Source organism: Leucobacter sp. WKLB1, from assembly GCF_059696215.1.
Genome location: NZ_AP046115.1, coordinates 702,301 through 728,588 on the forward strand (window position 1 = coordinate 702,301; position 26,288 = coordinate 728,588).

Annotated in this window: 22 protein-coding genes and 1 pseudogene; 13 read left to right on the forward strand and 10 right to left on the reverse strand. The window is 65.4% G+C overall.

Features of this window, described 5'->3' with window-relative positions; genetic code table 11:
- Window positions 1–1,513: 1,513 nt before the first annotated feature.
- The 5 genes from ACZF5Y_RS03340 to ACZF5Y_RS03360 all read right to left on the reverse strand — a co-directional run bounded on the left by ACZF5Y_RS03340 (window position 1,514) and on the right by ACZF5Y_RS03360 (window position 5,430).
- Window positions 1,514–1,750, reverse strand: a complete 237-nt coding sequence (locus tag ACZF5Y_RS03340) for a hypothetical protein (protein ID WP_497534408.1) — start codon at window positions 1,748–1,750, stop codon at window positions 1,514–1,516.
- Between the two features lie 555 nt (window positions 1,751–2,305).
- Window positions 2,306–3,046, reverse strand: coding sequence for a metallophosphoesterase (locus ACZF5Y_RS03345; RefSeq protein WP_497534409.1), 741 nt, complete (start codon window positions 3,044–3,046; stop codon window positions 2,306–2,308).
- Window positions 3,047–3,132: 86 nt separating this feature from the next.
- The gene (locus tag ACZF5Y_RS03350; RefSeq protein ID WP_497534410.1) at window positions 3,133–3,954 is read right to left on the reverse strand and encodes a hypothetical protein; all 822 of its coding nucleotides are present in this window, start codon (window positions 3,952–3,954) and stop codon (window positions 3,133–3,135) included.
- 76 nt (window positions 3,955–4,030) lie between these two features.
- A complete protein-coding gene (locus ACZF5Y_RS03355) occupies window positions 4,031–5,059 on the reverse strand; it encodes a hypothetical protein (protein ID WP_497534411.1) in 1,029 nt (342 codons plus the stop codon).
- Window positions 5,060–5,073: 14 nt separating this feature from the next.
- Entirely contained in the window at window positions 5,074–5,430 is a 357-nt protein-coding gene (locus tag ACZF5Y_RS03360; RefSeq protein ID WP_497534412.1) for a hypothetical protein, read from the reverse strand.
- A gap of 222 nt (window positions 5,431–5,652) precedes the next feature.
- Between ACZF5Y_RS03360 and ACZF5Y_RS03365 the strand changes: the two genes are divergently transcribed.
- Window positions 5,653–5,961, forward strand: a complete 309-nt coding sequence (locus ACZF5Y_RS03365) for a helix-turn-helix domain-containing protein (RefSeq protein ID WP_497534413.1) — start codon at window positions 5,653–5,655, stop codon at window positions 5,959–5,961.
- 26 nt (window positions 5,962–5,987) lie between these two features.
- Here the strand turns inward: ACZF5Y_RS03365 and ACZF5Y_RS03370 are convergent, their stop codons facing one another.
- Window positions 5,988–6,539, reverse strand: coding sequence for an antirestriction protein ArdA (locus ACZF5Y_RS03370; protein WP_497534414.1), 552 nt, complete (start codon window positions 6,537–6,539; stop codon window positions 5,988–5,990).
- A gap of 266 nt (window positions 6,540–6,805) precedes the next feature.
- The gene (locus ACZF5Y_RS03375; protein ID WP_497534416.1) at window positions 6,806–8,278 is read right to left on the reverse strand and encodes a recombinase family protein; all 1,473 of its coding nucleotides are present in this window, start codon (window positions 8,276–8,278) and stop codon (window positions 6,806–6,808) included.
- A gap of 41 nt (window positions 8,279–8,319) precedes the next feature.
- Here ACZF5Y_RS03375 and ACZF5Y_RS03380 point away from each other — a divergent pair.
- The 5 genes and pseudogenes from ACZF5Y_RS03380 to tmk form a co-directional block, all read left to right on the forward strand.
- Window positions 8,320–8,424 (forward strand): annotated as a pseudogene (locus ACZF5Y_RS03380) (DUF4244 domain-containing protein); the annotation flags it as partial.
- Complete coding sequence (locus ACZF5Y_RS03385) at window positions 8,424–8,780, forward strand: TadE/TadG family type IV pilus assembly protein (protein WP_497534417.1); 357 nt, start codon at window positions 8,424–8,426, stop codon at window positions 8,778–8,780. The pseudogene ACZF5Y_RS03380 and the gene ACZF5Y_RS03385, both read left to right, overlap by 1 nt.
- Window positions 8,777–9,589 carry a M23 family metallopeptidase gene (locus ACZF5Y_RS03390; protein WP_497534418.1) on the forward strand — a complete coding sequence of 271 codons (813 nt, stop codon included), beginning with the start codon at window positions 8,777–8,779 and terminating at the stop codon, window positions 9,587–9,589. Before ACZF5Y_RS03385 ends, ACZF5Y_RS03390 begins: the two co-directional genes overlap by 4 nt.
- Window positions 9,590–9,780: 191 nt before the next feature.
- Window positions 9,781–12,606 (forward strand): type I DNA topoisomerase, encoded by a 2,826-nt coding sequence (topA, locus tag ACZF5Y_RS03395; protein WP_497534419.1) that lies wholly within the window; start codon window positions 9,781–9,783, stop codon window positions 12,604–12,606.
- A gap of 28 nt (window positions 12,607–12,634) precedes the next feature.
- Window positions 12,635–13,267: a dTMP kinase gene (tmk, locus tag ACZF5Y_RS03400; protein WP_497534420.1), complete on the forward strand. Its 633-nt coding sequence runs from the start codon at window positions 12,635–12,637 to the stop codon at window positions 13,265–13,267.
- Between the two features lie 75 nt (window positions 13,268–13,342).
- On the opposite strand, the gene ACZF5Y_RS03405 is transcribed toward tmk, so the two are convergent.
- On the reverse strand, window positions 13,343–13,930 hold the full coding sequence (locus ACZF5Y_RS03405) for a GNAT family N-acetyltransferase (protein ID WP_497534421.1): 588 nt from the start codon (window positions 13,928–13,930) through the stop codon (window positions 13,343–13,345).
- A gap of 157 nt (window positions 13,931–14,087) precedes the next feature.
- The gene (purL, locus tag ACZF5Y_RS03410) at window positions 14,088–16,418 is read right to left on the reverse strand and encodes a phosphoribosylformylglycinamidine synthase subunit PurL (protein WP_497534423.1); all 2,331 of its coding nucleotides are present in this window, start codon (window positions 16,416–16,418) and stop codon (window positions 14,088–14,090) included.
- 197 nt (window positions 16,419–16,615) lie between these two features.
- Between purL and ACZF5Y_RS03415 the strand changes: the two genes are divergently transcribed.
- The gene (locus ACZF5Y_RS03415) at window positions 16,616–17,683 is read left to right on the forward strand and encodes a hypothetical protein (protein ID WP_497534424.1); all 1,068 of its coding nucleotides are present in this window, start codon (window positions 16,616–16,618) and stop codon (window positions 17,681–17,683) included.
- 280 nt (window positions 17,684–17,963) lie between these two features.
- On the opposite strand, the gene ACZF5Y_RS03420 is transcribed toward ACZF5Y_RS03415, so the two are convergent.
- Window positions 17,964–19,232, reverse strand: a complete 1,269-nt coding sequence (locus tag ACZF5Y_RS03420; protein WP_497534425.1) for a glutamyl-tRNA reductase — start codon at window positions 19,230–19,232, stop codon at window positions 17,964–17,966.
- A gap of 114 nt (window positions 19,233–19,346) precedes the next feature.
- On the opposite strand from ACZF5Y_RS03420, the gene hemE reads away from it, so the two are divergent.
- From hemE to hemL, 6 genes are read left to right on the forward strand one after another with little or no spacing between them, the layout of a single operon-like run.
- Entirely contained in the window at window positions 19,347–20,459 is a 1,113-nt protein-coding gene (hemE, locus tag ACZF5Y_RS03425; protein ID WP_497534426.1) for a uroporphyrinogen decarboxylase, read from the forward strand.
- Complete coding sequence (locus ACZF5Y_RS03430; protein ID WP_497534427.1) at window positions 20,449–21,981, forward strand: protoporphyrinogen/coproporphyrinogen oxidase; 1,533 nt, start codon at window positions 20,449–20,451, stop codon at window positions 21,979–21,981. Before hemE ends, ACZF5Y_RS03430 begins: the two co-directional genes overlap by 11 nt.
- Complete coding sequence (hemC, locus tag ACZF5Y_RS03435; RefSeq protein WP_497534428.1) at window positions 21,978–22,982, forward strand: hydroxymethylbilane synthase; 1,005 nt, start codon at window positions 21,978–21,980, stop codon at window positions 22,980–22,982. Before ACZF5Y_RS03430 ends, hemC begins: the two co-directional genes overlap by 4 nt.
- On the forward strand, window positions 22,979–23,920 hold the full coding sequence (locus ACZF5Y_RS03440; RefSeq protein WP_497534429.1) for a uroporphyrinogen-III synthase: 942 nt from the start codon (window positions 22,979–22,981) through the stop codon (window positions 23,918–23,920). Before hemC ends, ACZF5Y_RS03440 begins: the two co-directional genes overlap by 4 nt.
- Window positions 23,917–24,906, forward strand: coding sequence for a porphobilinogen synthase (hemB, locus tag ACZF5Y_RS03445; protein ID WP_497534430.1), 990 nt, complete (start codon window positions 23,917–23,919; stop codon window positions 24,904–24,906). Before ACZF5Y_RS03440 ends, hemB begins: the two co-directional genes overlap by 4 nt.
- Window positions 24,903–26,249 (forward strand): glutamate-1-semialdehyde 2,1-aminomutase, encoded by a 1,347-nt coding sequence (gene hemL / locus ACZF5Y_RS03450; RefSeq protein ID WP_497534431.1) that lies wholly within the window; start codon window positions 24,903–24,905, stop codon window positions 26,247–26,249. Before hemB ends, hemL begins: the two co-directional genes overlap by 4 nt.
- The last annotated feature ends 39 nt before the right edge of the window (window positions 26,250–26,288 follow it).

Consider the following 26,288-nt stretch of genomic DNA (forward strand, 5'->3'; position numbering starts at 1 on the left):
GTTGTCGGCTGTGCCGACCGAAGGGGAAGTTTTCATGGAGCGCAGCGGAAGGAAAATGCACCCCGGAGCCAACTCCTCTTATCCTGTTTTCTCTTTCTCCCTCACTTCCGGAGCTTTAGCGGAGGAATGAGGTCAACTCTGTTGATGTATCAAGGGAAAATGATGGTGACAACCCCTCTGTCCACTGCGCCGAACCATAGGTGACAGCACCAGGTGGAGTGGACAGGACCATCATTTTTCGTTGGAAAGACGGGGATCGGCTGTCACCTCGGTTTAGAACGCAGTGGCACCGAGGTGACAGCCGTGGAGCGAAGCGACGCACAGTGCCGAATAGGCGCTGTCTCCTCCCCGTCGCCGCCGTGGGCACACGGCGGTTGTCACTCTTCAGCGACGCGGTGCTCGGCTATGCCGAGTGCCCCTGTCTGGGGCTTAGCCCCGTCCGAGCTTGCTCGGTCTCTCACACGCTCTGCGGCCGCTGAGCCGGACACATTGTGCCCATTACGATTTCGCTCCCTGAGATGGGTGACGGCATGCTCCTAATCGCAAACCGCTGGTACCGACACCTCTGGTACCAGCGCCGAAAAGGACGCTTCCGCGGTGAGCGCTGGTACCAGGGCTCAACGAAGGCCGCGGAAACATGCGGTTTTTCACACGTTTGCTGGAACCGGCGATTTCGGGGTCTTGGCACCGGGGTGCCAGAGCCGCGCGAACCTCAAAATGGCTCTGGCGCCAGCGCTCTGCGGCCACGGCGAAGCCGTCTCCAGGTCCCACTGCGGCAGCCACTGCAGCCACCGTCGCCGCTGCTTGTCGGCACCCGCTGAGAGGCTGCTCGAGCAGCCTCCGGAAGCAGCACTCGGCCGCCTCGGCGGACGCGAAACAAGCACAATTGGCACCGGACTCGGGAACTACATCAGCGCGTCTTTGACTCTCTCGAAGGCGCGCTGCGGGACGGTCTCGCTGACACTCTGTGACCAGCTCAGTGACCACACCGGTAACCGCTGCGGCACCCATGCTCGGTCACCGTCGCAGCAGCCACACCCAGTCCCAGCGCCGGCCCGGAATGGCGCCGTCACCTTGACGGCCTCGCTGCCGCAGAACGGTGCTGGCTCGGGACCCTGTATTGATCCTGGCGTGAAGAAGTTAGAAGCGCTGAGGCACACGAGATACTCCGTAGCCGAAGAGACGTAGGAACGAAGGCGGAGGGTAGATCGAGTGCGCGCAGCGGTTCTAACTTTGAGCGATCGTTGCCCTCTCAGGTGGCTGGAGTCCTGTGACCCGATCAGCGTGAGACGGCGGGTGTCGCCACCCCGTCCGCCGTCTCCTGATGGATATCACGGCTGGGTCCAGCCGGGGAGTATTCGCGCATCCATGCCGTTCCGGGGCGAAGCCCCGAGGACGCTTTCACCCGGTAAGTCATGACCCTCTCATCGCTGCCCACTTCGCCGCGGCCGCGGCGGAAAAGAAGAAGCCCCCGACACCCGAAGTGGGTGCCGAGGGCTGTAGAGATTGGAGCTCAGATGACCGCGTTGCCGAGCAGCTCGAGGAGCTCTTGCCACCTCGCTTCGGCGGCCTCGTGACTCTCGTAGTCGCCAAGCTTGAGGTTCAGCTCGCTGAGCCCGAGCGCCTTGATCCGGACGTGCAGAGTCACCGGCGCGGACCCTCGGCTGATCGCCGGCGTCAGCGACGTGATGCGCTCCGGGTTCACGAGGAACACCATGTTCTCTCGATCCGGAAACGGCACCAGTGGCATGGGTGAACTCTATCGAGGAGCCACTCCGAGATGACAGAAGCTCCCGTTTGGCTGGCCAGAGCCAGCCCACAATGCGGCCACACCTGGCCGTGATCCGGGAGCAAAGCGGGAGCGACGCTTGCCCCCCGGGCGGGAACCGACCGGTAGCCGGGCAAGGAACGGGTACTGGCTGGCCACAACGTGGCCAATCGCGCGGCTTCCGCGCGGAGACAGCAGCATCAGCACTCAATGGCCGCAGAGCGGCCGTACTTTGGCCCGCGCGAGGGCCATCATGACCCATTCGAAGGCCCGAGCTTCTGAGGCTCCGCCGACAGGGCGGGGGATGGGCGACAAGTGACCACGACACAGTCAGCCGCCGCCCGTTCACTGCACGGGCTCCAGCCGCATGACCGCGACGGGCCCCTCCGTGGCGTGGCGTGGGCATCTTCTGGTCTGTGCGACGGCACACGCGACGGCAGCTGCCGGAGCTGGAAAAAGAGAACCCCCGCCACCCGGTGAGGGGTGACAGGGGTTCTGGTGAGGGTCGATTTATGACTCGAGCGTGGTGCCTTTAGGCTAGGCGGTCCTCTGCCAAGAGTAAGCGCCCGTGATCGTCTCGTATTTCAGCAGGTTCAATTGGTGCGTTTCTTCTACGGCTCCATCGATGTAGTAGTGACTGTACCCATCGTGGAAAACAGTGTTGCTACCGTCATGGTGCAATTCGCTCGTGCGAACATGTCCCGCTATGACTGTCTTGAGGAACGGTCCTAGTTCAGCCGGATACTTATTTGTGAACATACTGTCGGGTGTCACTTCTCGCCAGTACGCTCCAGCAAGTTCGTCCACGCCCGCATGAACAAAGATCTGATCCTCTGTTTCGAACACGACGGGAAGTGTCCGTAGCCACTCGATCAGTGCGCTGTGCTTTGTGAGAATTTCACTCTTCAGAAGTTGATCGATCTCTACTCCGGTCGCATCACGCGGAATCGCGCCGATGTATTCATCCCCGACGAATGATCCGATCGTCAGTAGGGCGGGGTCCGCAGGCACTGAAACTGGATCGTAGACCTCGCTGTCGAGCCACTCTATGAACCACTGCTCGTGGTTGCCGGCGAGGGCGACCACACGGTCCCCAAACTGCGCTTGACTCTCTCGAACCAACTCGAGCACGGCGCAACTATCGGCACCGCGATCGATGTAGTCACCGAGAAGGACGAGCATCGCATCCGGGTCTCCTGCAAGGTCGACGATGCCCAGGACCTCCCGCAACGCTTCGATATGACCATGAATATCACTCACTGCGTAGATACGCTCCATCAAGTTCCCTTCGATCGAGATCGTCAAGTAGCTGCCGAGTTCGCCTAATGTGATGAGAATGTCTGCTTCAGATGCGCACTCTTGCGCTAGATTGCGCAATCCATTCCAGAAGGACAGGCGCCCAAGTCGGAGTTGTTGGGCGGCGTGAACTGAAAGCCACCACCGCTGTTGCCTTCGTCCGCGGGCAAGATGCTGTTCGAATCGCTCGTTAGTTCGGCTGGCAATTCGTAAGTCGGCGTCCATTCCTGATCGGGGATCTGCTCGGCGTATTGATACGACTCCCACGCGCCCTGTTCCGAAGTCGCTAACTGCTCCTCAAGCTGTACGGCCGCCTCTTGCGCAGCCGCTTCTTCAGCTGCGATGCGATGGGTCTCGGACTCCTGGAAGGCGTTGAAGTCCTCCAGAAGAAAGGTTGTGGTTTGCTCGAGTTCGGCAATTGCGGCATGTCGTTTGTCTGCCTCTGCCAGGATCTCTTTAGCGTCATCGCGGCTACTGCAGGAGTGATTCATGTTGTACATAGCGACGTCGTTCCGGCCTTCAATGACCGCTTCAATGAGTTCGGGCCCGCGGGTGCCCGCGTCCTCGTGTCCACGCGAGTACGCCCCTCTCGCGTATATACCCACATGCTCTTCGAGTGCGGCTGCGGCGCCCTTGCTGGCTGGCACTTCGAGGCCGCCTACTGTGTCCAACGCAGATGAGGCCTTTGCGAGTGACGCAGATGCCAGTTCTTCAACAGCATTGGTTTCTTGCACCGTAACGTCGCATAGCTCTCGTGCTTCGGCAGCGTAGGCCGCGTTCTTTCCCCAAACGGTGGCTCCGACGGTAACGAAAGCGGCAATCGCGAGAACGCCGATGAGAAGAACGGGTTGTCTGCGCCGGGCGACTTTGGACGAGCGGAATTTCGGCATTTTAGGTCTCCTGAAGGCGTGCTTGTAGAGAGCGACGACTGTCGCTCTAGTTTTTTGAGACTCGTCTTTTGTCGAGCTAGCTGTGGAGTGGTCCCTGCTGATACTGAAAAGTCTCCAGAGCACGGTTCACCTCATCTGGGTGTTTCTGGTGAGGGGCCCACGATGTCGGGACTTTGAGAGGAATGAGCTGGGAGCGCGTTGGAAACCAGGTGTGTCCGGTGAGTGCGATACTCATGAGCTGATCTGCGTAGTTCGACGTACTTCGGCTTTCTGCCCAATGGAACGCGGTGTAGCCAGGCTGCACGGACAACGCATCGAACCCCCATCGTGCGAGACGCTTTCGAGAAGCGTCTCGCACGGTCGAGTCTTCGCGAGCACGTCGCTGCTTTTTGCGAAATAGGCGCCAAATGAAAGTGGTCGATCCGATAGGAACCGCGTACACAAGGAGCGCAATCAAGAGGAGCAAGGCGCTTCCAAGGCGGACTTCTTCTGGAGTCGAGCCGTAACCACCGCCCTGTGAGAGATATAGCTCCGGGTTGAGAAGTTGAGCTGTCATCCTACTGGCAAGATCGACAGCCGCGGGTAGCAAGCGAAGTAGGAGAAGACCAACCACCGCGGTGAGTACGATGGCGACGATGAACAAGCCCCGCTGCTTGAGCTGCAGAGGATACTGGCTGAATTGCTTCACTTCCATCGCGGAAATCTCACCCCGAGCACGGATGATTGCGCTTGCCCAGCTTTCCAACCAAATTGAGTCCCGGTCTCGGATAAATTGCGCAAGTTGCACGGCCTGAGTCCGCCACTTCACAAAGGCCTCGCCGTCGGGTGTTTGACGCCACATCGCGAACTGATGCAGTTTTTCTTGTTCCGCAATCGCGTGTTGTAACTGCAGTTGCTCTTCTTGGGCTCGAGCGGTTCTCGCTGTTTGAAATGCCGCGGCCGCTTGGAACCCGGCACCAACCCAGGCGCCGGCCGCCGCACTCTGAGCCGCGCGGGCCGTTGCCGCGTTACTCCTAGCTGAGGAGGCCGCAGAACGAGCCGCCTGAGCGGCGTGTTTTTCCGCCTCGCGAGCCGCGTTTCGGATCTGACCTTCGGTAGTGGCCAACGTCCTGCCTCCTCTTACTTCTTCGTGTAGATTTCGCCGCGCCACTTGTGCTGATCTGGGATGCTAAGTTCTCCTGCATCCCCCACCTGCCCGAGTAGCGAACCGTGACGACTCACTCCGATTAGCGTCAGGCTGGTGCCAGAAAGTGACCACGAGCATTCATCATCAGCGTCGATTTGGACGCCGTCGTCGACTCTGTATTCATCGGTGTACCGGCAGTCGCCACCTTGCTCAAGAACGAGCACGGTGTCGCCATCTGTGCCAAAGTACGTGCCGTGGATAGCGTCGTTCGAGCAGCCAGCTATCACGAGCGATAAAACTCCAACGGCGAATAGGCCGGTGATTTTGGCGTGTCCTTCGAAAGCCTGCATGGGTAGTCCTCGCTTCAGATACAGGGTGCAGGAGCGCCAACAGGTCGGGCCGATGTGGGAATGAGGTACCGGATACGGGCGAAGTGTCTCGGCGGGAGTTCCCGACTCTGTGCGACTGAAACTTGGTGAGTTCGTCGCTGAAACCATTGTAATAGAACCTATGAGTGCTAGCACGTATCGAATCATGGAACACTTGTGTGCTAGCAATGATTCTTGAGGGATATGAAAGGCGAATCTCTCAAGTCTCGTGTCGGGTTAGGGCTCCGAGCTCAGCGACTGCATTGGGGGCTTTCGCAAGAGCGTTTAGCGCATCGCGTTGGCTTCACAACCAGATACGTCGCGGGGCTTGAACGCGGGGAATTTAACCTCACGCTTGACACACTTGATGAACTCACGAAGATACTTGGTGTCGATCCCTGCGCGCTACTGAACGGGGAACTTCGTGAAGAGCTTCCGCTACAGCGCGACGCTCCCTCGGACGCAAATCCAGTCAAGCGGAAGCTGCTGAACGAGGCTTCCGAGCGCCGTTGAGGCCTTTTGATTGGGATAGTCGGAGCCTAAAGCGCTCTAAACACGTAGACGCCTGAATCAGCTGGGCAGATTGAGTAATCGTATGCAAGGTCTCGCGACCAACTTTTCCAGTCAAAGTACCTCGCAATCTCCTCGCTGACATCAGCCAGAAGGCCAATGTCAATTGCGAGGTTATAAGCGTAGTCGTCGAACGAATCCCACTGTCCGCAGAAGCGGTCCTCGAAGTCACTGATGCTCGGCAGGTCGCCAAGGCCCTCAGATACATAGTTTCCGTCGAGTACCCATGCGTATAGCGCCTGCCGTTCTTCATCGCGAACTGACGTCAGCGCAATTCCCCATTGGGTTGCCTCGGGCGGACTCATTTCTCCGCGAACCGGAATGTTCTCATGGTCGAAGATCCATAGCTCATCGTGGGTATCCGCGCGAGTGTGGGCTCCGTGAACGTCGTAGGTCGTGACCGAATCTGCGTCAACGGCGGGAAACCATTCTCCAGTGAGCCTCCCTTCGTTGTAACACGCAAGACAACCGACCCAGGCCGTGGGATCGATGCGGACAGAAGCGCTTGTGACGGTGACCATCGTTGTCCTTCCTGAAAACGAGGTCGGCGGGCGCGACTGGCAGCCGTGCTCAGGGAATCAGCGCACTTACACCGTGCCTCGCCGCTCTCACCGTTTCCCCGGCCCGCTTTTAGCGGGCAAGACTGTGACCCTTTCTGCCGAGACTCAGGAATACGGTGCCCGCATTCTCATCCGGAGCACACGGCACGAAACGAAGCACAAGTTGCTCTTTGAGAGGCTCTTTACTTCGCGACCCTCAAGTCGCTCGATGCAAGTGCAGTCCTCGGCTATACCAGCGGCTCTATTTCAAGCGACTGCAGAACATCGGTCGCCAGTTTGGGTCTTTTTCCAGGACCGACAGGTTTGATCGCCACGGTCATCAGGAGCTGGACGATTGCGCGCCTTCTCGCCAAGGTACGTGATTCCCACCATCCACGAACATCGCTCACGCCCCACAAATCGGAGAGTGGGTGGGATGCGGCTCGCCGCGAGATAAGCACATCGATCTCGCGCAATGCTTCTTCACGCATCTCAAGTTGGGCCCGCGCGGCAGCAAGTCGAGAGCTATCACTTCCGACTAACGCAAAGATATTCTCACGCTCAGCCAGGAGAGCTTCTCGCTTGACATAGAGCTCTGACAACTCGCGCTTATCGTTTTGCAAAGGAAACAGATTTACGAGATCGAGTTGAGAAAGCCGTTGTATGCAGACTTCAGAGACGAATTGATCGATCGTGTCACCGTTTCGATTAAAGTGACACCGATAGGCATGGTAGGAAGTTGCGGGCGCAACTGTTCCGTCTTTTCGTCGCGTCGGATGGTTGATCGCGCGGGATGATTTTACGGGTGATCCGCACACAGCGCATGTGGCGATTCCTGACAGCAGCCAGCGTCGTGCAGTGCCATCATGCTTGGGTTTGGCGGCGAGTAGTTTCATTCGACTCGCGACAACATCGTCCCGTGTCACAAGCGGCTCCCAAGCCCCTGGTGTGCACGCGTCGAGGTCGATAGCAGCCATGCTGTGTTCTCCGCTAGGTTGCGCGGGTGGTAATAAGGCTGCGTAAAACGGGTTGAGGAGGATGCGGCGCACAGTTGAGGCGTGCCATCGAGTCCCTTTTCGGGTAAGTCGACCTGATGAACTTAGATCTCGTCCGATTTGCCCAAGTGAGGCTCCCGCATGAAACTCGCTGAAGATTTGGACGACGTCTTTCGCCTCTCGAGGTTCGATCGCAAAACGAGTTCCTTTCTCATCGCGCTCTGAAGCAGGAACCCAAAGATAGCCGTGAGGCGTCCTTCCTGGAGTGGGGTGTCCGACCTTGCGCCGCTCAGCTGCGTAACGGGATGCTCGCTGGGCTTTGAGCTTTACTTCGTTCTCAGCGACGAGAACAAGCAATTTGAGCTGGAAGTCGTCAATGGCAGTATCAATTCCCTGTCGGATAACAATGACACGGATGTTCCGACGAGGACGAGTGATGTCTAGGACATCTGTGAGGCTACGAGTGAGTCGCGAAGTTTCTGTGACGATAAGCGTGTCGAATTCGTTCTCATCGAACGATTTCAGCATCTGCGCCCAGTCCGTTTTGGAGCCACGCTTAGTGCTTCCAGAGGTATCGTTGTCCGCGAATTCTCGCACTACAAGCAAGCCGCGCCGGAGTGCTTCCTGGTGGCAGTCCTCAAGTTGCTGCTGAATGCCCTGTTCTTCCAAGACGCTTTGACGAGCGTAGATCGCTACTCGGGATCCTTGCGACGGGGTAAGGGTCATTTCGCAATCCTATCTAAGTATGTTTTAACTGGATAATGGCGGCGGCGGTGGCGTTTGCGGGGCTGCTCGTCGCGATCATGCGATCCGGCGAGATCCGAGAAATGCTGGTGCAGCTGGTGCAAAATGCGCTCGGCTCGGTGAACTGATGCGTCCGGCGCTGCGGAATGATGATCGCGGCACGGTTACCGCCGAGTTCGCAATCGTCATTCCTGCGGTGCTCGTCGTACTCGGTCTCGTGATCGGTGGAGTATCGATCGCTGCGCACCGTATCGCCCTTGTTTCGATCGTCGCCGATGCGACACGACTGGAAGCTCGCGGCGATACCGACGCCGCGGCCGGCGTACTCGCGCAGCTCAGTGATCGAGCACGCATTGAACGTGACGCGTCGGGGCAGATCCTGTGTCTGACCGCTCGCGACCGCCCCGGCCGTGGCCCCCTCGCGGTCGTGCAGATCACTGCGCGGTCCTGTGCGGCTCTCACCGGAATGGGAGCGACCTCATGAGTTCGTCGGCAACGTTCGCGTGCGCGGTGGTCGCGCTCTGTCTCGGAGTGCCGGTGATCGCGGCCTCGGCACATGTCGAGGCCGCGCACCGGGCGGCAGCGGCAGCGGACGCCGCAGCGCTCGCCGCTGCCGACGTGGCAGCAGGGTACGGGGGCGCGGCTGCAGCGGAGGAGCCGTGCGCGCTCGCGCAACAGACCGTTGAAGCTGCGCACAGCTCGATGACGCGATGCGATCTCAAGCCTGGGCGAGCTGACGTGCGAGTGAGCGCGGCAGTTTCGGGACCGTTCGGTGCGCTCATCGCATCAGCGCACGCCGGCTTGCCGCCGATCTCTATGCTTCCCGGCGGGATCGTCGGCGAGAACGGCTGGGCGTGGCCCAGTTCGGCGTCCGGCGTGACACAGGGGTTTCACGACGGGTACGCCATCGATTTGCAGTCGACCGAAGGTGCACCGCTCTACGCGCCGTACGCGGGCATCGTGATTCGAGTCGGTGCCGACGGCGGTGGGATCCCGGAAACGTGTGCAGCGCAGCCTGACTGGTGGCGCGGTCCGAATCATGCGGTGGTCATCCGACACGAGTACCGCGGAGCAGTGCTCTACAGCTCGCACAACCACGTGGCTCCCGGGTCATCGGAAGCGCTCGGTCTGGCTCCGGGAGTGCGCGTCACCGCGGGGCAAGCCGTGGCGCTCGCCGGTATGAGTGGATGCACCTCCGGCCCCCACACGCATTTCACACTCGCGACAACAGCCAGGAACACGCATCCCGACGTGAATCCATACCTCTATATAGGCGAAGAACACGGGCAGTGACGGCGCAGCTTCCGAGGTCGAGCGTGGTCCGATGCGAACGTTCCCGCGAGTGACAGACATAATATGAAGTGAACTCGCGGAGAATTCCGGAGGTGGATTCCCACGAGAGACTGTGTATCGTGTCGGAGCAGAGCCCATCGTCAAGGCGAGCGGGCGGCCCGCACACTGCGTGAAGCAACGAATGGAGACCCGTGAAGGGTACGAAGAAACTCGTGATCGTCGAGTCACCGACCAAGGCGAAGACGATCGGTGGATACCTCGGCGACGATTACGAGGTCATCGCGTCGGTCGGCCACGTGCGCGATCTTGCGGAGCCGTCGGCCCTGCCTGCGGATCTCAAGAAGGGCGCGTTCGGCAAGTTCGCCGTCGATGTCGACAACAACTTCCAGCCTTACTACGTTGTCAATGACAACAAACGGAAGACGGTTTCCGAGCTCAAGCGGGCACTCAAGGGAGCGGACGAGCTGTGGCTCGCCACTGATGAGGACCGCGAAGGTGAAGCCATCGCGTGGCACCTGCTCGAAGTTCTGCAGCCGAAGGTTCCGGTGCACCGCATGGTGTTCCACGAGATCACGCAAGAAGCCATTGAAGCGGCCAAGCGCAACACTCGAGACCTCGATATCGCGCTAGTCGATGCGCAAGAGACCCGTCGCATCCTTGACCGACTCTACGGCTACGACATCTCACCGGTGCTCTGGCGCAAGGTCGCACCGAAGCTCTCCGCGGGCCGTGTGCAGTCTGCAGCGACGCGGTTGGTCGTCGATCGCGAGCGCGAGCGGCAGGCCTTCAACTCCGCCGAGTACTGGGACTTGACAGCCACATTCCGCCCCGATGCCGGTGCTCCCGACCTCACGGCGTTCGAAGCCCGACTCGTGCGATTGGATGCGCAGCGCATCGCGACCGGCGGCGACTTCGGTGACGACGGCGCGCTCACCGCACGCGCGTCGAAAGCGGGAGTGATCTCGCTGGGCCAGCAGCGCGCCGAGCAGCTGGCGACGCTTCTCGCAGCGGGTAGCCGTGCTGAGGTGCTCTCGGTCGAGACCAAGCCGCACACTCGCCGCCCCGCTGCGCCGTTCACGACATCGACGTTGCAGCAAGAAGCGTCACGCAAGCTGCGCTACAGCTCGCGCCAGACGATGTCGTTCGCGCAGTCGCTGTACGAGAACGGCTACATCACCTATATGCGAACCGATTCGCCCACGCTGTCGCAGCAGGCGATTCAGGCGGCCCGGTCGCAGGCGGCCGAGCTGTACGGTGCGCAGACGCTCCCCGAGAAGCCGCGTGTCTACACGGGTAAGGCGAAGGGGGCGCAGGAGGCGCACGAAGCCATTCGTCCGGCTGGCGATACGTTCCAGCGGCCCACCTCACTGAAGGGCAAACTCACGCAGGGTGAGTTCGCGCTGTACGAGCTGATCTGGAAGCGCACGGTCGCCAGCCAGATGGCAGACGCAAAGGGCTCGACCGACACCGTGACCCTCGCCGTTCACGTGAACGAAGCAGGCGCAGCACAGGCGACGTCGGCAGAATTCACGACGAGCGGCACGGTCATCACGTTCCCCGGCTTCCTCCTTGCCTATGAAGAGGGCAAGGACGAGAAGCGCGGCGATAAGTCGGGCGATCAGAATGTCGCGTTGCCGCAGCTCTCTGCAGGCCAGCCACTCACCGTTGAAGAGCCCGAAGCCAAGGGGCACGAGACCAGCCCGCCCCCGCGCTACACCGAGGCCAGCCTGACGAAGCGTCTCGAAGAGCTCGGCATCGGCCGACCCTCCACGTACGCGGCGATCATCAGCACCATCATGGATCGCGGATACGTCACGAAGAAGGGCCAGGCGCTCGTTCCCAGTTGGATCGCCTTCTCGGTGGTGCGCCTGCTCGAAGAACACTTCTCGGCGCTTGTCGACTACGACTTCACCGCTGAGATGGAAAACGATCTCGACCGTATTGCTGCGGGCGACGCCGACCGCAGCAAGTGGCTCGGCGAGTTCTACTTCGGCACCGACACCCACCCGGGCCTGCGCGGAGTCGTCGACAACCTCGGCGAGATCGACGCGCGAGCGATCAACACGATCAAGATCGACGACCAGATCTCGCTGCGAAACGGCAAATACGGGCCCTACCTCGAAGTGTTCGACGAGAAGAGCGAAGTCGGCGAAGACGGCGTGCTGAAGCCGCGCAGCGTCAACATCCCCGATGGCCTCGCCCCCGACGAGTTGACGCCCGCGCGGGCACATGAACTCGCCGATGCCGAGCCCGCCGAAGACCGCGTGGTCGGGCTCCACCCGACGACGAACAAGCGCATCGTGGCGAAGAACGGCCGATTCGGTCCATACGTCACCGAGCTGCTCGATGAGGGCGAAGAGCTGCCGAAGGGGCAGAAGCCGCGCACAGCCTCGCTCTTCAAGAGCATGGATCCGGCGACCATCGATCTTGACTCCGCCGTTGCACTCCTCGACTTGCCGCGCACCGTCGGAATCGATCCCGAATCCGAGGCCGAGATCACGGCGCAGAACGGCCGCTACGGTCCGTACCTCAAGAAGGGCACGGACACGCGCTCATTGCCGAGTGAGGATGCGATCTTCTCAATCGACCTCGCAGGGGCGCAAGAACTCTTTGCGCAGCCCAAGTATGGTGCCAAGCGCGCGTCGAGCGCTTTGAAGGAATTCGACGCCGACCCGGTGAGTGGCAAGCCGATCAAGGTGAAAGATGGTCGGTTCGGGCCCTATGTCACCGACGGCGAGACGAACGCGACGATTCCTCGCGGAGACTCGGTCGAAGACATCAACTTCGAACGCGCGGTCGAACTGCTCGCGATCAAACGCGCGAAGGGTCCCGCGAAGAAGAAGGCACCGGCGCGCAAGCCCGCAGCGAAGAAGCCGGCTGCGAAGAAGACGGCTGCGAAGACATCGACGGCGAAAACCGCTGTCGACCCGGCTCGTTCCGCTGCGGCGAAGAAAGCTGCCGCAACGCGGGCCGCCAACCGCGCCGCCGCTGAAGCCGCAGCGCAGGCCGGCGAGTGATCGCGATCGACCAACCGTTGACGAGCGCATGACCGGAATCTTCATCACCCTCGAAGGAGGAGACGGCGCGGGGAAGAGCACCCAGGCCGAACTGCTCGGCCAGTGGCTCGAGGAGCGCGGGCGCGAGGTCGTGCGCACCCGCGAGCCGGGCGGCACGCGCCTCGGTACCGAGCTGCGACGCGTGCTGCTGCACGGCGGTGAAGAGATCGGTGATGTCGATGCCCGCGCCGAGACCCTGCTCTACGCGGCGGATCGCGCGCAGCACGTCGCCAAGGTGGTGCGCCCGGCGCTCGAACGCGATGCGGCGGTCGTGCAAGATCGGTACATCGATTCCTCGCTCGCCTATCAGGGTGCCGGGCGAGTACTCGATGTCGCGGAGATTCGCGGCATCAGCGAGTGGGCGGCGGGTGGGCTCTGGCCCGACTTGACGATCCTGCTCGACCTCGATCCGTCGACCGGTGCCGAGCGACGACGTGCGCGTGGGGGAACAGCCGATCGGCTCGAAGCCGAAGCGATCGACTTCCACACGGCAGTGCGCGACGGATTCCGCGCGCTCGCGAAGGCCGACCCGCATCGATATCTCATCGTCGATGCATCGCAACCGGTCGATGAGATTCATACGCAGATCATCGCTCGACTCGCGCCGCTCGTGACTCGGTAACCGCTCGTTTCGGTGTCCTGCGCTGCAGCGGTCAGTGGGAAACTGCCGCACCAGGGGGAGTTCGGTGCGCGAGGCTCAGCGGAGCGTCGTCGCGAGTTGTTCGGAGGTCAGTACACGGTCGGCGTACACCAGACGCACCGCATCCGGGTCAGGGTTGCCCGCATCATGCGCTCGATGACGCAGCGTAAGCCCAACCTTTTCAGCCACCGCAGCTGAGGCGTGATTTCCCTCCAGGAGAAACGCCACAACCGGAAGTGTCGGGTCAGCAGCGATCGCCGCGGCTACGGCTGCGTGAGACATCTCGGTAGCGAAACCGCGGCCACGATGGTCGACTGCAAAACGGTACCCCAGGCTCCATACGTTGCCCGCATAATTCCGGGATTCGTTCCCACTCGGGTCGCCCAGGAGCCGGGTGCAGCCGCCGTAACCGATGACCTCCGCGCCATCGATGGTCTCCGCGACCCAGGTTCCGAGCCCGGTAGTGGCCCAACTGGCCGCCCAGCGCTCCAACTGTGCCTCGGTCTCAGCGCGAAGCGTGAATTCCGACACGGAGAAGAACCGCCATCCCTCAGGGTCAGCATTGATGGTGTGCAGCGCCTCGATGTCGTCGTTAACCGGGCGGCGCAGCACGAGTCGCTCCGTGACCACTTGAGTGAAGCTCATGGGGAGATCATCCCATGCGGTGACGAGCGAACCGCTTCTTAATGTTCCTGGCCGCCGCCGCGCCCTCGGGAACAAAAACGGCTTCGGTGGGAAGAACTCAAAAGAAGCTGCCCACTGAAGCCGGTGTGGCCGCCGTCGCCGGCGAAACGCGATGCGTTTAGCCGATGACGGCGCCAAAGCGGTCGGGGAGCGTGGCGCGCGACGCAGCACCGAGCTCCGAGAGCGGCAGGGTGAAGCGATCCTGCACCTCGATCGTGGCATCGGCACCCGCACCATCGGTCACGCCGATGCGCAACACCGGGAAGTCGCGCCCCGAGCACAGCCCGCGGAACTTGACCTCCTCCTCGTGCGGCACGGCGACGAGCACGCGCGCTTGCGACTCCGAGAAGAGCGCCGCGGTCGCGTCGACGCCGTCGCGCGAGATGATCTCTTCGATCCACACGCGTGCACCGACACCGAAGCGCAGCGCACCGTCGGTGAGCGCCTGCGCCAGGCCGCCCTCTGAGAGATCGACGGCGCCCGAGATGAGTCCGCCCTGTGCGCCGGCGTGCAGCAGCTCGGCGAGAGCGCGCTCGTCGTCGAGCACGGCCACCGGCGGGCGACCGCCGAGGTGATCGTGCACGGTTTCGGCCCAGGCCGAGCCGTCGAGCTCGTCGCGAGTGGTGCCGAGCAGGTAGAGGTGCTCGCCCTGGTCTTGCCAGCCGCTCGGCACGCGACGCGCGACGTCGTCGATGATGCCGAGCACGCCGACCACCGGGGTCGGGTAGATGGGGGTATCACCGGTCTGGTTGTAGAGCGACACGTTGCCGCCGGTGACGGGCACTTCGAGCGCCAGGCAGGCGTCAGACAGGCCCTCGACGGCCTGCGAGAACTGCCACATGACCTCGGGGTTCTCGGGGCTGCCGAAGTTCAGGCAGTCGGTGACGGCGGTGGGCACGGCGCCCGAGGTCGCCACGTTGCGGTACGCCTCGGCGAGGGCGAGCTGCGATCCGACGAACGGATCGAGCTGGCAGTAACGGCCGTTCGCATCAGTGGCGATGGCGACGCCGAGGCCGCTCTCTTCGTCGACGCGGATCATGCCGGCGCCGTCGGGGAAGGCGAGCGCGGTGTTGCCGAGCACGTACTTGTCGTACTGGTTGGTGACCCACGACACGTCGGCCTGGTTCGGTGACGCCGCGACGGCGATCATCTGCGCGCGCAGATCGTCGCCGGCTGCCGAGCGCTCGAGTCCCGAAGCATTGACACCCGAGGCCTGCAGCTCGTCGATCCAGGCGGGGTAGGTGACGGGGCGCTCGTATACGGGCCCGTCGACGGACACGGTCGACGGGTCGACGTTGACGATCTCTTCGCCGCGCCAGTTGATGACGAGACGACCGGTGTCGGTGACCTCGCCGAGCACGCTCGTCTCGACGTCCCATTTCGCGGTGACCGCGAGGAACGCGTCGAGCTTGTCGGGGTGCACGACGGCCATCATGCGCTCCTGGCTCTCAGACATGAGGATCTCCTCAGCCGTCAGCGAGGGGTCGCGCAGCAGTACGCTGTCGAGCTCGATGAACATGCCGCCGTCGCCGTTGGCCGCGAGCTCGGAGGTCGCGCACGAGATGCCGGCCGCACCGAGGTCTTGGATGCCTTCGACGAGCTCGCCGCGGAACAGTTCGAGGCAGCACTCGATGAGCACCTTCTCGGCGAACGGATCGCCGACCTGCACGGCGGGGCGCTTGGTGGGGCCGCCCTCGCTGAAGCTGTCGGAGGCGAGAATCGAGGCGCCGCCGATGCCGTCGCCACCGGTGCGCGCACCGAAGAGCACGACCTTGTTGCCGGTGCCCGAGGCGTTCGCGAGGTGGAGGTCTTCGTGGCGCAGCACGCCCACGCCGAGCGCGTTGACGAGCGGGTTGGCCTGGTAGACGCCGTCGAACACGGTCTCGCCGCCCAGGTTCGGTAGGCCCAGGCAGTTCGCGTACGACGAGATGCCCGAGACGACGCCGTGCACCACGCGAGCGGTGTCGGGGTCGTCGATCGCGCCGAAGCGCAGCTGGTCCATGACGGCGACCGGGCGCGCGCCCATCGAGATGATGTCGCGGATGATGCCGCCGACGCCGGTCGCGGCTCCCTGGAACGGCTCGATGTACGAAGGATGGTTGTGGCTCTCGACCTTGAAGGTCACGGCCCAGCCCTCGCCGATGTCGATGACGCCCGCGTTCTCGCCCATGCCGACGAGCAGGCGCTCCTTCATCTTGTCGTTGACCTTCTTGCCGAACTGGCGCAGGTAGATCTTCGACGACTTGTACGAGCAGTGCTCCGACCACATGACGGAGTACATCGCCAGCTCGCCCGAGGTGGGGCGGCGGCCGAGGATCTCGCGGATCTGCTCGTACTCGTCGGGCTTCAGACCGAGGGCGCCGAAGGGCTGCTCCTTCTCGGGCGTCGCAATCGCGTCTGCGACGGTGTCGGGGCGGGGGCCGCTCTGGGTGGCGTCGAAATCAGTCACGCTCGATGTGCTCCGGGGGTCGGTATCGGAATCGGCGGCAGAAAGACGCCGAACGTACCCGCCCATTCTACGGGTTCGCGGCGGTGCTCGAAGCCGGTGCTGCGGGTCGGTTGTGCGGCGCGATTTCAGGCCCCGGCGGTGTCGCGAAGTGACGGTCTAGGGTGGAGTTTGTCAGGAGATCAGGGGAGACTGAAACCATGAGCGATCCGAATACGCATCCGGCCGATCCGACGCCACATCCGCAACTGCCCAACGGCGGCCCTGCTGCATCGGTGCCGGGGGCGGTGGCGGATCAGCAGCACGTGCCGGCCCCCGCGTCGACCCTGCCGCAGCAGCCGGCGCCGCACGCCGCCGCACCGCAGCGCAAGCTGTCGACCTTCTTGAAGGTCAGCATCATCCTGCTCGCCGGCCTGACGATCGCATCGATCTCGTTGCTGTTCATCGGCGACTTCGAGGGCAAGTTCGAGCGGGTCTTCTCGACGTTCGCCCTCTTCGCCGTGTTCGTGCTCTTCACCGCGCTCGATACGCGTCGCGAGCAGAAGTCGGAGTGGTACGCGCCGGTCGCGCTCATCGCCAACGCGTACATCCTCGGCCTGCTGCTCATCGTGATCTGGATGACTCCGTATGACTCCTTCTCCCTGCTGTGGGAGATCTTCTGGAAGTCGATCTTCGTGATTCTCGTGACGCGCCTCGTCATTCTGTGCGCGCAGCTGCTGCTCAAGGTCGGCACCCGCCACTCCGACACGATCACGAAGTTCGCTTTCGTGACGAGCGTGCTCGCGGTGCTGTCGGGCATTCTGTTCACGGCTCCCGTGGGCATCGACGCCTTCGACCTGCACATCCCCGACATGTACTGGAAGATCGCGACGGCGATCCTCATTTTGACCGCACTTGGTCTGTCGATCACCCTGCTGCTGCGCTGGTTCTACGGTGCCGATGAGCGCGACGCGGCACGTGCGCGCCGACTCGAGCAGCACGCCGCAGCTGCGGCCTACCGTGCTGAGGGCGGCCAGACTCAGCCGACGCAGCAGCGCGCGCAGCAGCTGCAGGCGCAGACCGGCGTGCACCCTGCGCCGCAGTCGCAGTCGCAGTCGCAGCCCCAGCAGCAGCCGGCTCTGCCGTTCACGGCAGCGGCGCCCGCAGCGGGCCAAGCGCCGCTGCTCCCGTGGCCGACCTTCTCTGACGGGCGGCCGATCCCGGCCGGCGCCGACGGCCAGCCCGACTTCTCGGTGCCGGGGGCTCCGCTTCCGCCGCACCAGCAGTAACGCCGTTCAATCGCTGCTCTGCCCCGCTTCCCGTGAGGGTCGCGGGGCAGAGCTGTTTCTGCGCCGCGCGAGGGTCGGGTCCTAACCTCATCAGCACCCAATCAGCGGAGATTCACCAGATCGCGGACCGAAACCTCGAAATCGGTCCGCGATCTGGTGAATCTCCGCTGAATGGTTTGTGCGTGCGCTTTAGGGTGCGCGCGGCTCAGTGGAGGCGCCTGAACGAGCGCGGCAACGGCGCGAGCGCGCGGGAGCCGCACGCGTCGCCCAGCCCGTGCAGTCAGCTCGGGCGGCCCGCCTCAGCCCGCTCGGCGGATTCGAGCCCGAAGAGCGCTGACAGCGCCTCCGAGGCCTCGTTGGCGCGGCCCTCGCGCCCGAGCGAGCGGATGCGCGTGGTAGGAGCGTGCAGCAGGCGACCGGTGAGGCGACGCAGCGCGGCCTCGACATCGGCGACCGAATCGGCATCCGCGAGTTCGCCGTCGGTGCGGCGCGCGCGGCAGAGCTCCTCTTCGAGGATCGCGTTCACGTGACCGCGCAGCGCGAGCAGCACCGGCAGTGTGTCTCGCTCGGCCTGGGACGCGCCGAATTCGACGGCGGCGTCGTGCACGATCTCGAGGGCTTCGTGCTCGGCACCGAGTTCGGTGACCGGGGCGTGCTTCGCGATGGTCTCGAGGTCGAGCAGCTCGATGCCGTCGATCTGGGTGACCCCGGGGTCGATGTTGCGCGGCATGCCGAGGTCGATGAGCAGTCGTGGGCCACGCGGAGCCACATCCGCACGCGGGGTGACGTCGGCCGCGGTGAGCAGCGGCTCTTCCGTGCGGCTGCAGGCGATGATGACGTCGGCGGCGTCGAGGGCGTCGCGTAGCGAGGCGGGGTCGATCGCGGTGAGGTCGTGGCTCGCGGCGTATGCGGCGGCTCGACCCGAGGGGGAGTGGACGCTGATGTGCTCGGCGCCGCGCGACCGGAGGGCCGCAACGGTCGCGCCCGCATAGGCGCCGGTGCCGATGAGGAGCACGCGGGTGCCCTCCCAAGACGGCACGCGGTGTTCGGCGAGGCGCAGCGCGAGACGCACGAGCGAGCGCCCCTGCGAGTGGATTTCGGTGCGGTGCTTGACCGTGCGCGAGGTGCGGGTCGCGGTCTGGAAGAGACGTTCGAGGTCGTTCGTGATGGTGCCGCGTTCGACGGCGTCGCTGTGCGCTCGACGCACCTGGCCCGCGATCTCCTCTTCACCGACCACGGCTGACTTGAGTCCCGAGGCGACGGCGAAGAGGTGCTCGGCGGCGCGGTGCTCGGTTTCGACGTCGACGGCCATCGAGAGCGATGAAACGGGTACGCCGGCGGTTTCTGAAATCTGGGCGATCACCGCGTCGGCGATGTCGTGCGGCGACTGAATGTAGACCTCGAATCGGTTGCAGGTGGAGAGCACGACGGCCCCATCAACACCTGCATCTTCGGTCAACGCCTCAGTGATTTCCGTGGTGCGAGCGGTCAGTCGCTCGAGCAGTGGGAAAGAACACCCTCGGTGGTCGAAGGAGAGGCACAGCAGCATAGTTTCTCGATACGTTTTCTGATCGGGATTTTGTGGAGAAATCGAGCAGGGTTTCGCCCGAACCTGAGCACATCAGATGTGTCACATCAGATCTATAAGCTAGCATCTCGACCGATGAACTTCCTCCCAGCTTCGCATCCGCTGATCGACGGTCGAACGGTCGATTCGCCATTCATCCGTGCTCTGCGCGGAGACCGCCCCCAGTTTACGCCTGTTTGGTTCATGCGTCAGGCCGGGCGTTCGCTGCCCGAGTACCGTGAGATCCGGGCAGACCACCGCATGCTCGACGCCTGCCTGAACCCCGAGCTCGCGAGCGAGATCACGCTGCAGCCGGTGCGGCGCCACGGCGTCGACGCGGCGGTGTTCTTCAGTGACATCGTGGTGCCGATGAAGCTGGTTGGCATCGATGTCGATCTCGTCGCCGGCCGAGGGCCTGTGTTCGCGAACCCCGTGCGCACGGCTGAGGATGTGGCGCGAGTCCGCGCCGAGTTCACGCCCGAGCGTCTGCACGCCGCACTCGACCCCGTGCGCGAGGGCGTGCGACTCACGGCGGAAGCACTCGGCTCGACTCCGCTCATCGGGTTCACCGGAGCTCCGTTCACCCTCGCCGCATACCTGGTCGAGGGCGGCCCGTCGCGCGACCACCTGCGGGCCCGCACCCTGATGCACTCGGACCCCGAGACGTGGGCAGCACTGCTCGAATGGGTCGCGGACCTCTGCGGCGTCTTCCTGGAAGCACAGGTTGAAGCAGGCGCGAGTGCCGTGCAGCTCTTCGATTCGTGGGCCGGATCCCTCTCCGTCGCCGACTATCGTGCCCACGTGGCGCCCGCGTCGCGACGCACGCTCGAGCGCGTGCGCAACCTCAGCTACACGGTCGGCGAGGGGTACTCGTCAGAGACCCGCTCAGTGCCGGTCATCCATTTCGCCGTCGGGTCGGGTCACCTGCTCGAGGCACTCGTCGACGTGGGGATCGACACGCTCGGCGTCGATTGGCGCACCCCGCTCGATGACGCGAGCCGCCGGTTCGATGACGCGATCCCGCTACAGGGCAACCTCGACCCGGCCTACCTGGGCGCGTCGCCCAAGGTGCTCGAAGCGCACCTGCGCGACGTGCTGCAGCGCGGACGGCAGGCGCCCGCGCACGTGCTCAATCTCGGCCACGGCGTACCGCCCGAGACCGACCCCGAGGTGCTCACCCGCATCGTCTCGCTCGCCCATGCCTACTGATCGCCCGCGGCCGCGCTTCGCGGTCGTCGGCGGCGGGGTCTCGGGGCTGACGGCGGCACGCGAACTCGCGCTCGCCGGCGCCCGCGTAGACGTCATCGAGGGTGCCGCGCACCTGGGCGGGCGCATTCGCGGCGCAGAGCTCAGTGGCGTCACCATCGATATCGGCGCGGAGTCTTTTGCGACCCGCGGCGGCACGGTCGCCGACCTGATTCACGAGATCGGGATGGGCGATGAGATCGTGCGCCCGTCGGGCCTCGGCTCATGGGTGATCGACGGCCCGCGCGCCCTGCCGCTGCCCGCGGCGGGCACACTGGGCATTCCGGCAACTCCGCTTTCGGCTGCGACCGTTCGCGCCCTCGGCATCTCCGGCGCCGTGCGCGCTGCGATCGAGCCCGCGCTGCCGCGCTCAGTGGGGCGCGACGCTGACTCGCTCGCCGCGCTGGTGCGCAGCCGCCTGGGCTCCCGCGTGCTCGATCGTCTCGTGCGTCCGGTATCACTGGGCGTGCACTCCGCCGACCCGGCGCGCCTCGGCGTCGCCTCGGTCCCCGGTCTGGCCGCGGCGCTCGCCGAGCGCGGCTCGCTCATCGCGGCCGCGAGGCAGCTGCGCGACAGCCAGGCCGCGGCCGGCGGCGCGGTCGCCGGGCTGCGCGGCGGCATGACGTCGCTCATCGCGGGTCTCGCTCGCGAACTCGATCGGCTCGGGGTCACGGTGCTCACGGGCGAGAAAGTGCGCCGGATCGCTCCCGCCCCCGCAAACACCGCCGAAGCGGGCACTGGCAGCGCATGGCAGATCTTCGACGCCGAGGGCGAGATGATCGCGCCGGTCGACGGCGTCATCCTTGCGGTGCCAGAGGGTGTGGCGCGACGGCTCCTCGGTGATGACGCCACGGGCACCCCGACCGACCGCGTCGAGGTCGTCGCCCTCGCGATCGACGACGCGCGCTTGGACGCCGCGCCGCGCGGCACCGGCGCACTCGTGTCGCGCGACGCGGTGGGGTCGGGCGGTGCCGGCGGCGCGGGATCGCGACGCGTACCCACCCAGACCGGTGCGGCGCCGATCCTCGCCAAGGCCCTCACCCACGTCACCGCGAAGTGGCCGGAGCGCGCCCGCGAGGCCGGCCCGGGTCGTCATCTCATCAGACTGTCGTACGGCCGAGCGGGTTCGGCGCCCGAGACCGTCGGGCTCGATGACACCGAGGTACGCAGCATCGCGCGCTACGACGCGTCACGCATTTTCGGCATCGATCTGCGTGCTGACGCGATCGTCGACCTGGCCCGGTGCACCTGGCGCATGGGTCGCCCGCCCGGGTCTCGCGATTCCCGCCCCCTCGACGCGCCCGCAGGAGTCACCCTCGCCGGCGACTGGGTGAGCGGCACCGGTCTCGCCGCGATCGTGCAGGGCGCCCGTGTGGCAGCTGCCGAGGCGCTCGCCGCAGCCCCGGGATTGCCTCATTCGTTCGACTCCCGCCGCATCCGTATCATCAGCTCCACCCGCAACACCCCGAAAGGTCCATCGACATGAACGCCATCCTTCCCGCCAGCTCCGGCCGAGTCTTCCGCTCGGACGAGCCGCTCGCCGCCGCCCAGGGGCTGCTGCGCGTGGGCACGCGGGGCAGCGCGTTGGCCGTGTCTCAGACCACGACGGTCGCCGAGCAGATCGCGGAGGCGACCGGCCTCGACGTTGCGCTCGTCATCATCACGACCCACGGCGACGTGAGTCGCGCGCCGCTGTCGCAGCTCGGCGGCACCGGCGTTTTTGTCAGCGCGCTCCGCGACGCGCTGCTCGGCGGGGAATGCGACCTCGCGGTGCACTCGCTCAAAGATCTGCCCACGGGGGCGTGCCCCGGGATCGCCCTGGGCGCCGTTCCCGTGCGCGCCGACGCGCGCGACGCGTTCTGCGCGCGCGATGGGCTCACCCTGGCCGAGTTGCCGGCCGGGGCCCGTGTCGGCACCGGATCGCCGCGCCGCGCCGCGCAGATTCGATCGCGGCGGCCCGACCTCGAGGTGCAAGACCTGCGCGGCAACGTCGACACCCGCCTCGGCCGGGTCGGCGTCGACCTGGACGCCGTCGTGCTCGCCGCAGCAGGTCTCGATCGCATCGGCCGTGCCGAAGCGATCACCGAGCGTTTTCCGCTCACCGACGCGCCGGCGGCTCCGGGCCAGGGTGCGCTCGCCATCGAAGTGCGCGAAGGTGACGTGCGCGTCGAGCCCTACACCGCCGCGCTTGCGGCGCTTGACCATGCCGAGTCGCGGGCCACGGCCATCGCCGAGCGCGCACTGCTCGCCACGCTGGAAGCCGGGTGCGCGGCCCCGATCGGCGCGTGCGCAGAGCTCGAGGGCGAGACCCTTCGATTGCGCGCCGTCGTCTACCGCGTCGATGGCACCGAGCAGCTCGCGGCGGAGGCGGAACTGCCGTGGAGCGTTGTCGACCCCGACGCCGCGACGGAGCTCGGGCGCCTGGTCGCGGGCGAGTTGCTCGCCGGCGGCGCCGCTCGGCTCGCCCCGCTCGGGAGCCTGGCATGATTGAGCGCGACGCGGCTGAGCCCGACCCGACTGAGCCCGACGTGATCGCGTCCGGTAGCACTGACCCCCGCGCGACCACGCCGGTCGCACCCGCGTACCACGGGTCGCTCGCGGGCGTGCGCGTGCTCGTGACTCGCGGCGGTGCCGCGGGGGAGCGCGACGCGAATGAGGTCGCGGAGCTCGGTGGTGTGGCGATCGCGGCGCCCCTGACCGAGATTGCGCCGCCGTCTGCCCCCGAGGCGCTGATCAACGCGGCGACGCTCTGGAACCGCGGCGAATACGACTGGTTGATCGTGACGAGCGCGAACGCCGCTGACGCATTCGCGGCGGTCGGTGCGTCGAGGTCGAGCAACGCCGGCCAGATCGCGGCCGTCGGCCCCGTGACGGCGGAGGCGCTCGCGGCGCACGGCCTCGATCCTGCCCTCGTCCCGGCGACCGACTACTCCGGAGCCGGCATTGCGGCCGCCGTCATCGATCGCATCGCCGCCGAGTCGCACACCAGCTCTGCGGCACCCGCTGGCGCACGTGTACTGCTGCCGGTCTCAGAGATCGCCGATCGCACCGTCGAGTCGGCGCTCGAAGCGGCCGGGCACTCGGTGACGCGAGTGACGGCGTACCGCAGTGTTGCCGCCGCTGCTGGCGAGGTGATCCCGCAGCTCATCACCGACGGCGAAATCGACGTCGTGCTGGTGCTCAGCGGAGCCGCGGCGCGCGAGCTGGCGCGACGGGTGCCCGAACTCGCCGATCCCGTCGGCCCCTCCGCGACGGCGCCGCGGCCGCTCATCGCCGCTATTGGAGGGCCAACCGCACGCGCCCTCGCTGAGCACGGGCTCGCCGCAGACGTCGTCGCCGACCCGCACACCGTATCGAACCTGCTCGCCCGCGTCGCTCACGCCCGCGAATTCCCCCTGCCCCACCTCGGAGGTTCCCCCGCATGATCCCCACCGTTCGCCCGCGCCGACTGCGCACCAGCGCCGCGATGCGCCGGCTGACCGCCGAAACCCGCATCCACCCCGCGGAGCTCGTGCTGCCGCTCTTCGTGCGCGAGGGCATCTCGGAACCGCAGGCCATCACATCGATGCCAGGCGTGTACCAGCACACCGTCGACTCGCTGCGACGCGCCGCGACCGAAGCCGCGGAACTCGGCATCGGCGGCGTGATGCTGTTCGGCGTACCCGAGGTACGTGACGCCGTTGGCAGTGCCGCAGACGACCCGCAGGGCATCCTCAACGTCGCGACGCGTGCGCTGGCCGACGAAGTCGGCGACGCGCTCGTCGTGCAGACCGACCTGTGCCTCGACGAGTTCACCGATCACGGTCACTGCGGCGTACTCCGCGTGAACGCCGACCGCAGCGACGACCTCGTGGTCGACAACGACGCGACGCTTGAGCGGTATCGGGCCATGGCGTTGGCGCAGGCCTCCGCGGGCTCCGCGTTGCTGGGGCTCTCGGGAATGATGGATGGCCAGGTCGCCTCCGTGCGCGAGGCCCTCGACGCGGAGGGATTCCAAGACACCGCGATCCTCGCCTACTCCGCGAAGTACGCGTCCGCGTTCTACGGGCCGTTCCGCGAGGCCGTCGACTCGCAGCTCGTCGGCGATCGCCGCACGTACCAGCAAGATCCGGCGAACCGCCGCGAGGGGCTGCGCGAGGCCGAACTCGACCTCGCCGAGGGCGCCGACATCGTGATGGTGAAGCCGGCCATGAGCTACCTCGACGTGCTCGCCGACGTCGCCTCCGTCAGCCCCGTGCCGGTCTGGGCCTACCAGGTGTCGGGGGAGGCTGCGATGATCGAGGCGGCCGCCGGCAACGGGTGGATCGACCGCGAGCGTGCCATCGAAGAGTCGGTAGTCAGCATCAAGCGCGCGGGCGCCGACGCCGTACTCACCTACTTCGCCACCGAGATCGCAGGATGGAACCGATGACCGCACCGCTGATTCCCCACCCCGAGGCCGCCGGCAGTGCGGCCCTCTCTGAACGCGCCTCACGCGTGATTCCCGGCGGCGTGAACTCGCCGGTGCGCGCCTACGGCTCCGTCGGCGGCACCCCCCGCTTCCTCGTATCGGGTCGAGGCCCGCTCGTCACCGACGTCGACGGCAACGAGTACGTCGACCTCGTCGCATCTTGGGGGCCCGCGCTGCTCGGTCACGCGCACCCAGCGGTCGTGGAAGCGGTGCAAGAGGCTGCGGCGCGCGGCCTCGGCTTCGGCGCCTCAGTGCCGCAGGAGGCCGAGCTCGCCGAAGAGATCATCGCGCGCGTGCCGCTCATCGAGCGCCTGCGTCTTGTCTCGACCGGCACCGAGGCAACGATGACGGCGATTCGCATCGCCCGCGGCGCCACTCAGCGCCCGCTGATCATCAAGTTCGCCGGCCATTACCACGGCCACTCTGACGGGTTGCTCGCGGAAGCCGGCTCCGGGCTCGCCACGCTCGCGATGCCGGGGTCAGCCGGCGTGACCGCCGAGACCGCCGGGCAGACGCTCGTGCTGCCCTACAACGACGTCGCCGCGCTCGAGGCCGCGTTTGCCGAGCACGGCGACCGCATCGCCGCGGTGATCGCCGAGGCCGCGGCCGCGAACATGGGCGTGCTGCCCCCGCTGCCCGGTTTCACCGAGTCGCTCATCGAGATTGCGCACCGTCACGGAGCGCTCGTCATTCTCGACGAGGTGCTCACCGGGTTCCGTGCGGGCCCGTCAGGGTTCTGGGGCATTGAGCAGTCGCGCGTCTCAGCGGGCGTCGCACCTGACCTGCTGACGTTCGGCAAGGTCGTCGGCGGCGGAGTGCCGCTCGCGGCACTGGGTGGCCGCGCCGAACTCATGGACCTGCTCGCACCCCTCGGCCCCGTCTACCAGGCCGGCACGCTGTCGGGCAATCCGCTCGCTGTTGCGGCGGGGCTCACCACGCTGCGTCACGCCGATGCCGCCGCGTATGAGCGTCTCGGCCACGCGGCCGACGTGCTCACGGGTGCAGTCTCGGCCGCGCTGACCGATGCCGGAGTCGCACACCGCGTGCAGCGCGCGGGCACCCTCTTCAGTGTGCTGTTCGGCGATTTCCCCGAGGCGCCGCGCGGGTACGCGGAGGTGCAGCAGCAGAACGTCGCGGCGCACCGCGCTTTCTTCCACGCGATGCTCGACCGCGGGGTCAACCTGCCGCCGAGCGCTTTCGAGGCGTGGTTCGTGACGGCCGCGCACGACGACGCCGCGCTCGCCCGCATTGTGGAGGCGCTCCCCGACGCGGCCCGCGCCGCTGCGGCTGTTACGGCAGGTTGAGTGCTCGCCTGTCGGGCACGCGCCGGGCAGGAGTAGGCT

Bases quoted from the DNA above. Each gene is read 5' to 3' on its own strand.
- ACZF5Y_RS03340 (WP_497534408.1), bottom strand. From the start codon at position 1,750: ATGCCACTGGTGCCGTTTCCGGATCGAGAGAACATGGTGTTCCTCGTG.
- ACZF5Y_RS03390 (WP_497534418.1), top strand. From the start codon at position 8,777: ATGAGTTCGTCGGCAACGTTCGCGTGCGCGGTGGTCGCGCTCTGTCTC.
- tmk (WP_497534420.1), top strand. From the start codon at position 12,635: ATGACCGGAATCTTCATCACCCTCGAAGGAGGAGACGGCGCGGGGAAG.
- ACZF5Y_RS03405 (WP_497534421.1), bottom strand. From the start codon at position 13,930: ATGAGCTTCACTCAAGTGGTCACGGAGCGACTCGTGCTGCGCCGCCCG.
- ACZF5Y_RS03345 (WP_497534409.1), bottom strand. From the start codon at position 3,046: ATGGAGCGTATCTACGCAGTGAGTGATATTCATGGTCATATCGAAGCG.
- ACZF5Y_RS03375 (WP_497534416.1), bottom strand. From the start codon at position 8,278: ATGACCCTTACCCCGTCGCAAGGATCCCGAGTAGCGATCTACGCTCGT.
- ACZF5Y_RS03385 (WP_497534417.1), top strand. From the start codon at position 8,424: ATGCGTCCGGCGCTGCGGAATGATGATCGCGGCACGGTTACCGCCGAG.
- hemB (WP_497534430.1), top strand. From the start codon at position 23,917: ATGATCCCCACCGTTCGCCCGCGCCGACTGCGCACCAGCGCCGCGATG.
- ACZF5Y_RS03360 (WP_497534412.1), bottom strand. From the start codon at position 5,430: ATGCAGGCTTTCGAAGGACACGCCAAAATCACCGGCCTATTCGCCGTT.
- ACZF5Y_RS03415 (WP_497534424.1), top strand. From the start codon at position 16,616: ATGAGCGATCCGAATACGCATCCGGCCGATCCGACGCCACATCCGCAA.
- ACZF5Y_RS03430 (WP_497534427.1), top strand. From the start codon at position 20,449: ATGCCTACTGATCGCCCGCGGCCGCGCTTCGCGGTCGTCGGCGGCGGG.
- ACZF5Y_RS03365 (WP_497534413.1), top strand. From the start codon at position 5,653: ATGAAAGGCGAATCTCTCAAGTCTCGTGTCGGGTTAGGGCTCCGAGCT.
- hemL (WP_497534431.1), top strand. From the start codon at position 24,903: ATGACCGCACCGCTGATTCCCCACCCCGAGGCCGCCGGCAGTGCGGCC.
- hemC (WP_497534428.1), top strand. From the start codon at position 21,978: ATGAACGCCATCCTTCCCGCCAGCTCCGGCCGAGTCTTCCGCTCGGAC.
- ACZF5Y_RS03370 (WP_497534414.1), bottom strand. From the start codon at position 6,539: ATGGTCACCGTCACAAGCGCTTCTGTCCGCATCGATCCCACGGCCTGG.
- ACZF5Y_RS03420 (WP_497534425.1), bottom strand. From the start codon at position 19,232: ATGCTGCTGTGCCTCTCCTTCGACCACCGAGGGTGTTCTTTCCCACTG.
- ACZF5Y_RS03350 (WP_497534410.1), bottom strand. From the start codon at position 3,954: ATGCCGAAATTCCGCTCGTCCAAAGTCGCCCGGCGCAGACAACCCGTT.
- ACZF5Y_RS03440 (WP_497534429.1), top strand. From the start codon at position 22,979: ATGATTGAGCGCGACGCGGCTGAGCCCGACCCGACTGAGCCCGACGTG.
- hemE (WP_497534426.1), top strand. From the start codon at position 19,347: ATGAACTTCCTCCCAGCTTCGCATCCGCTGATCGACGGTCGAACGGTC.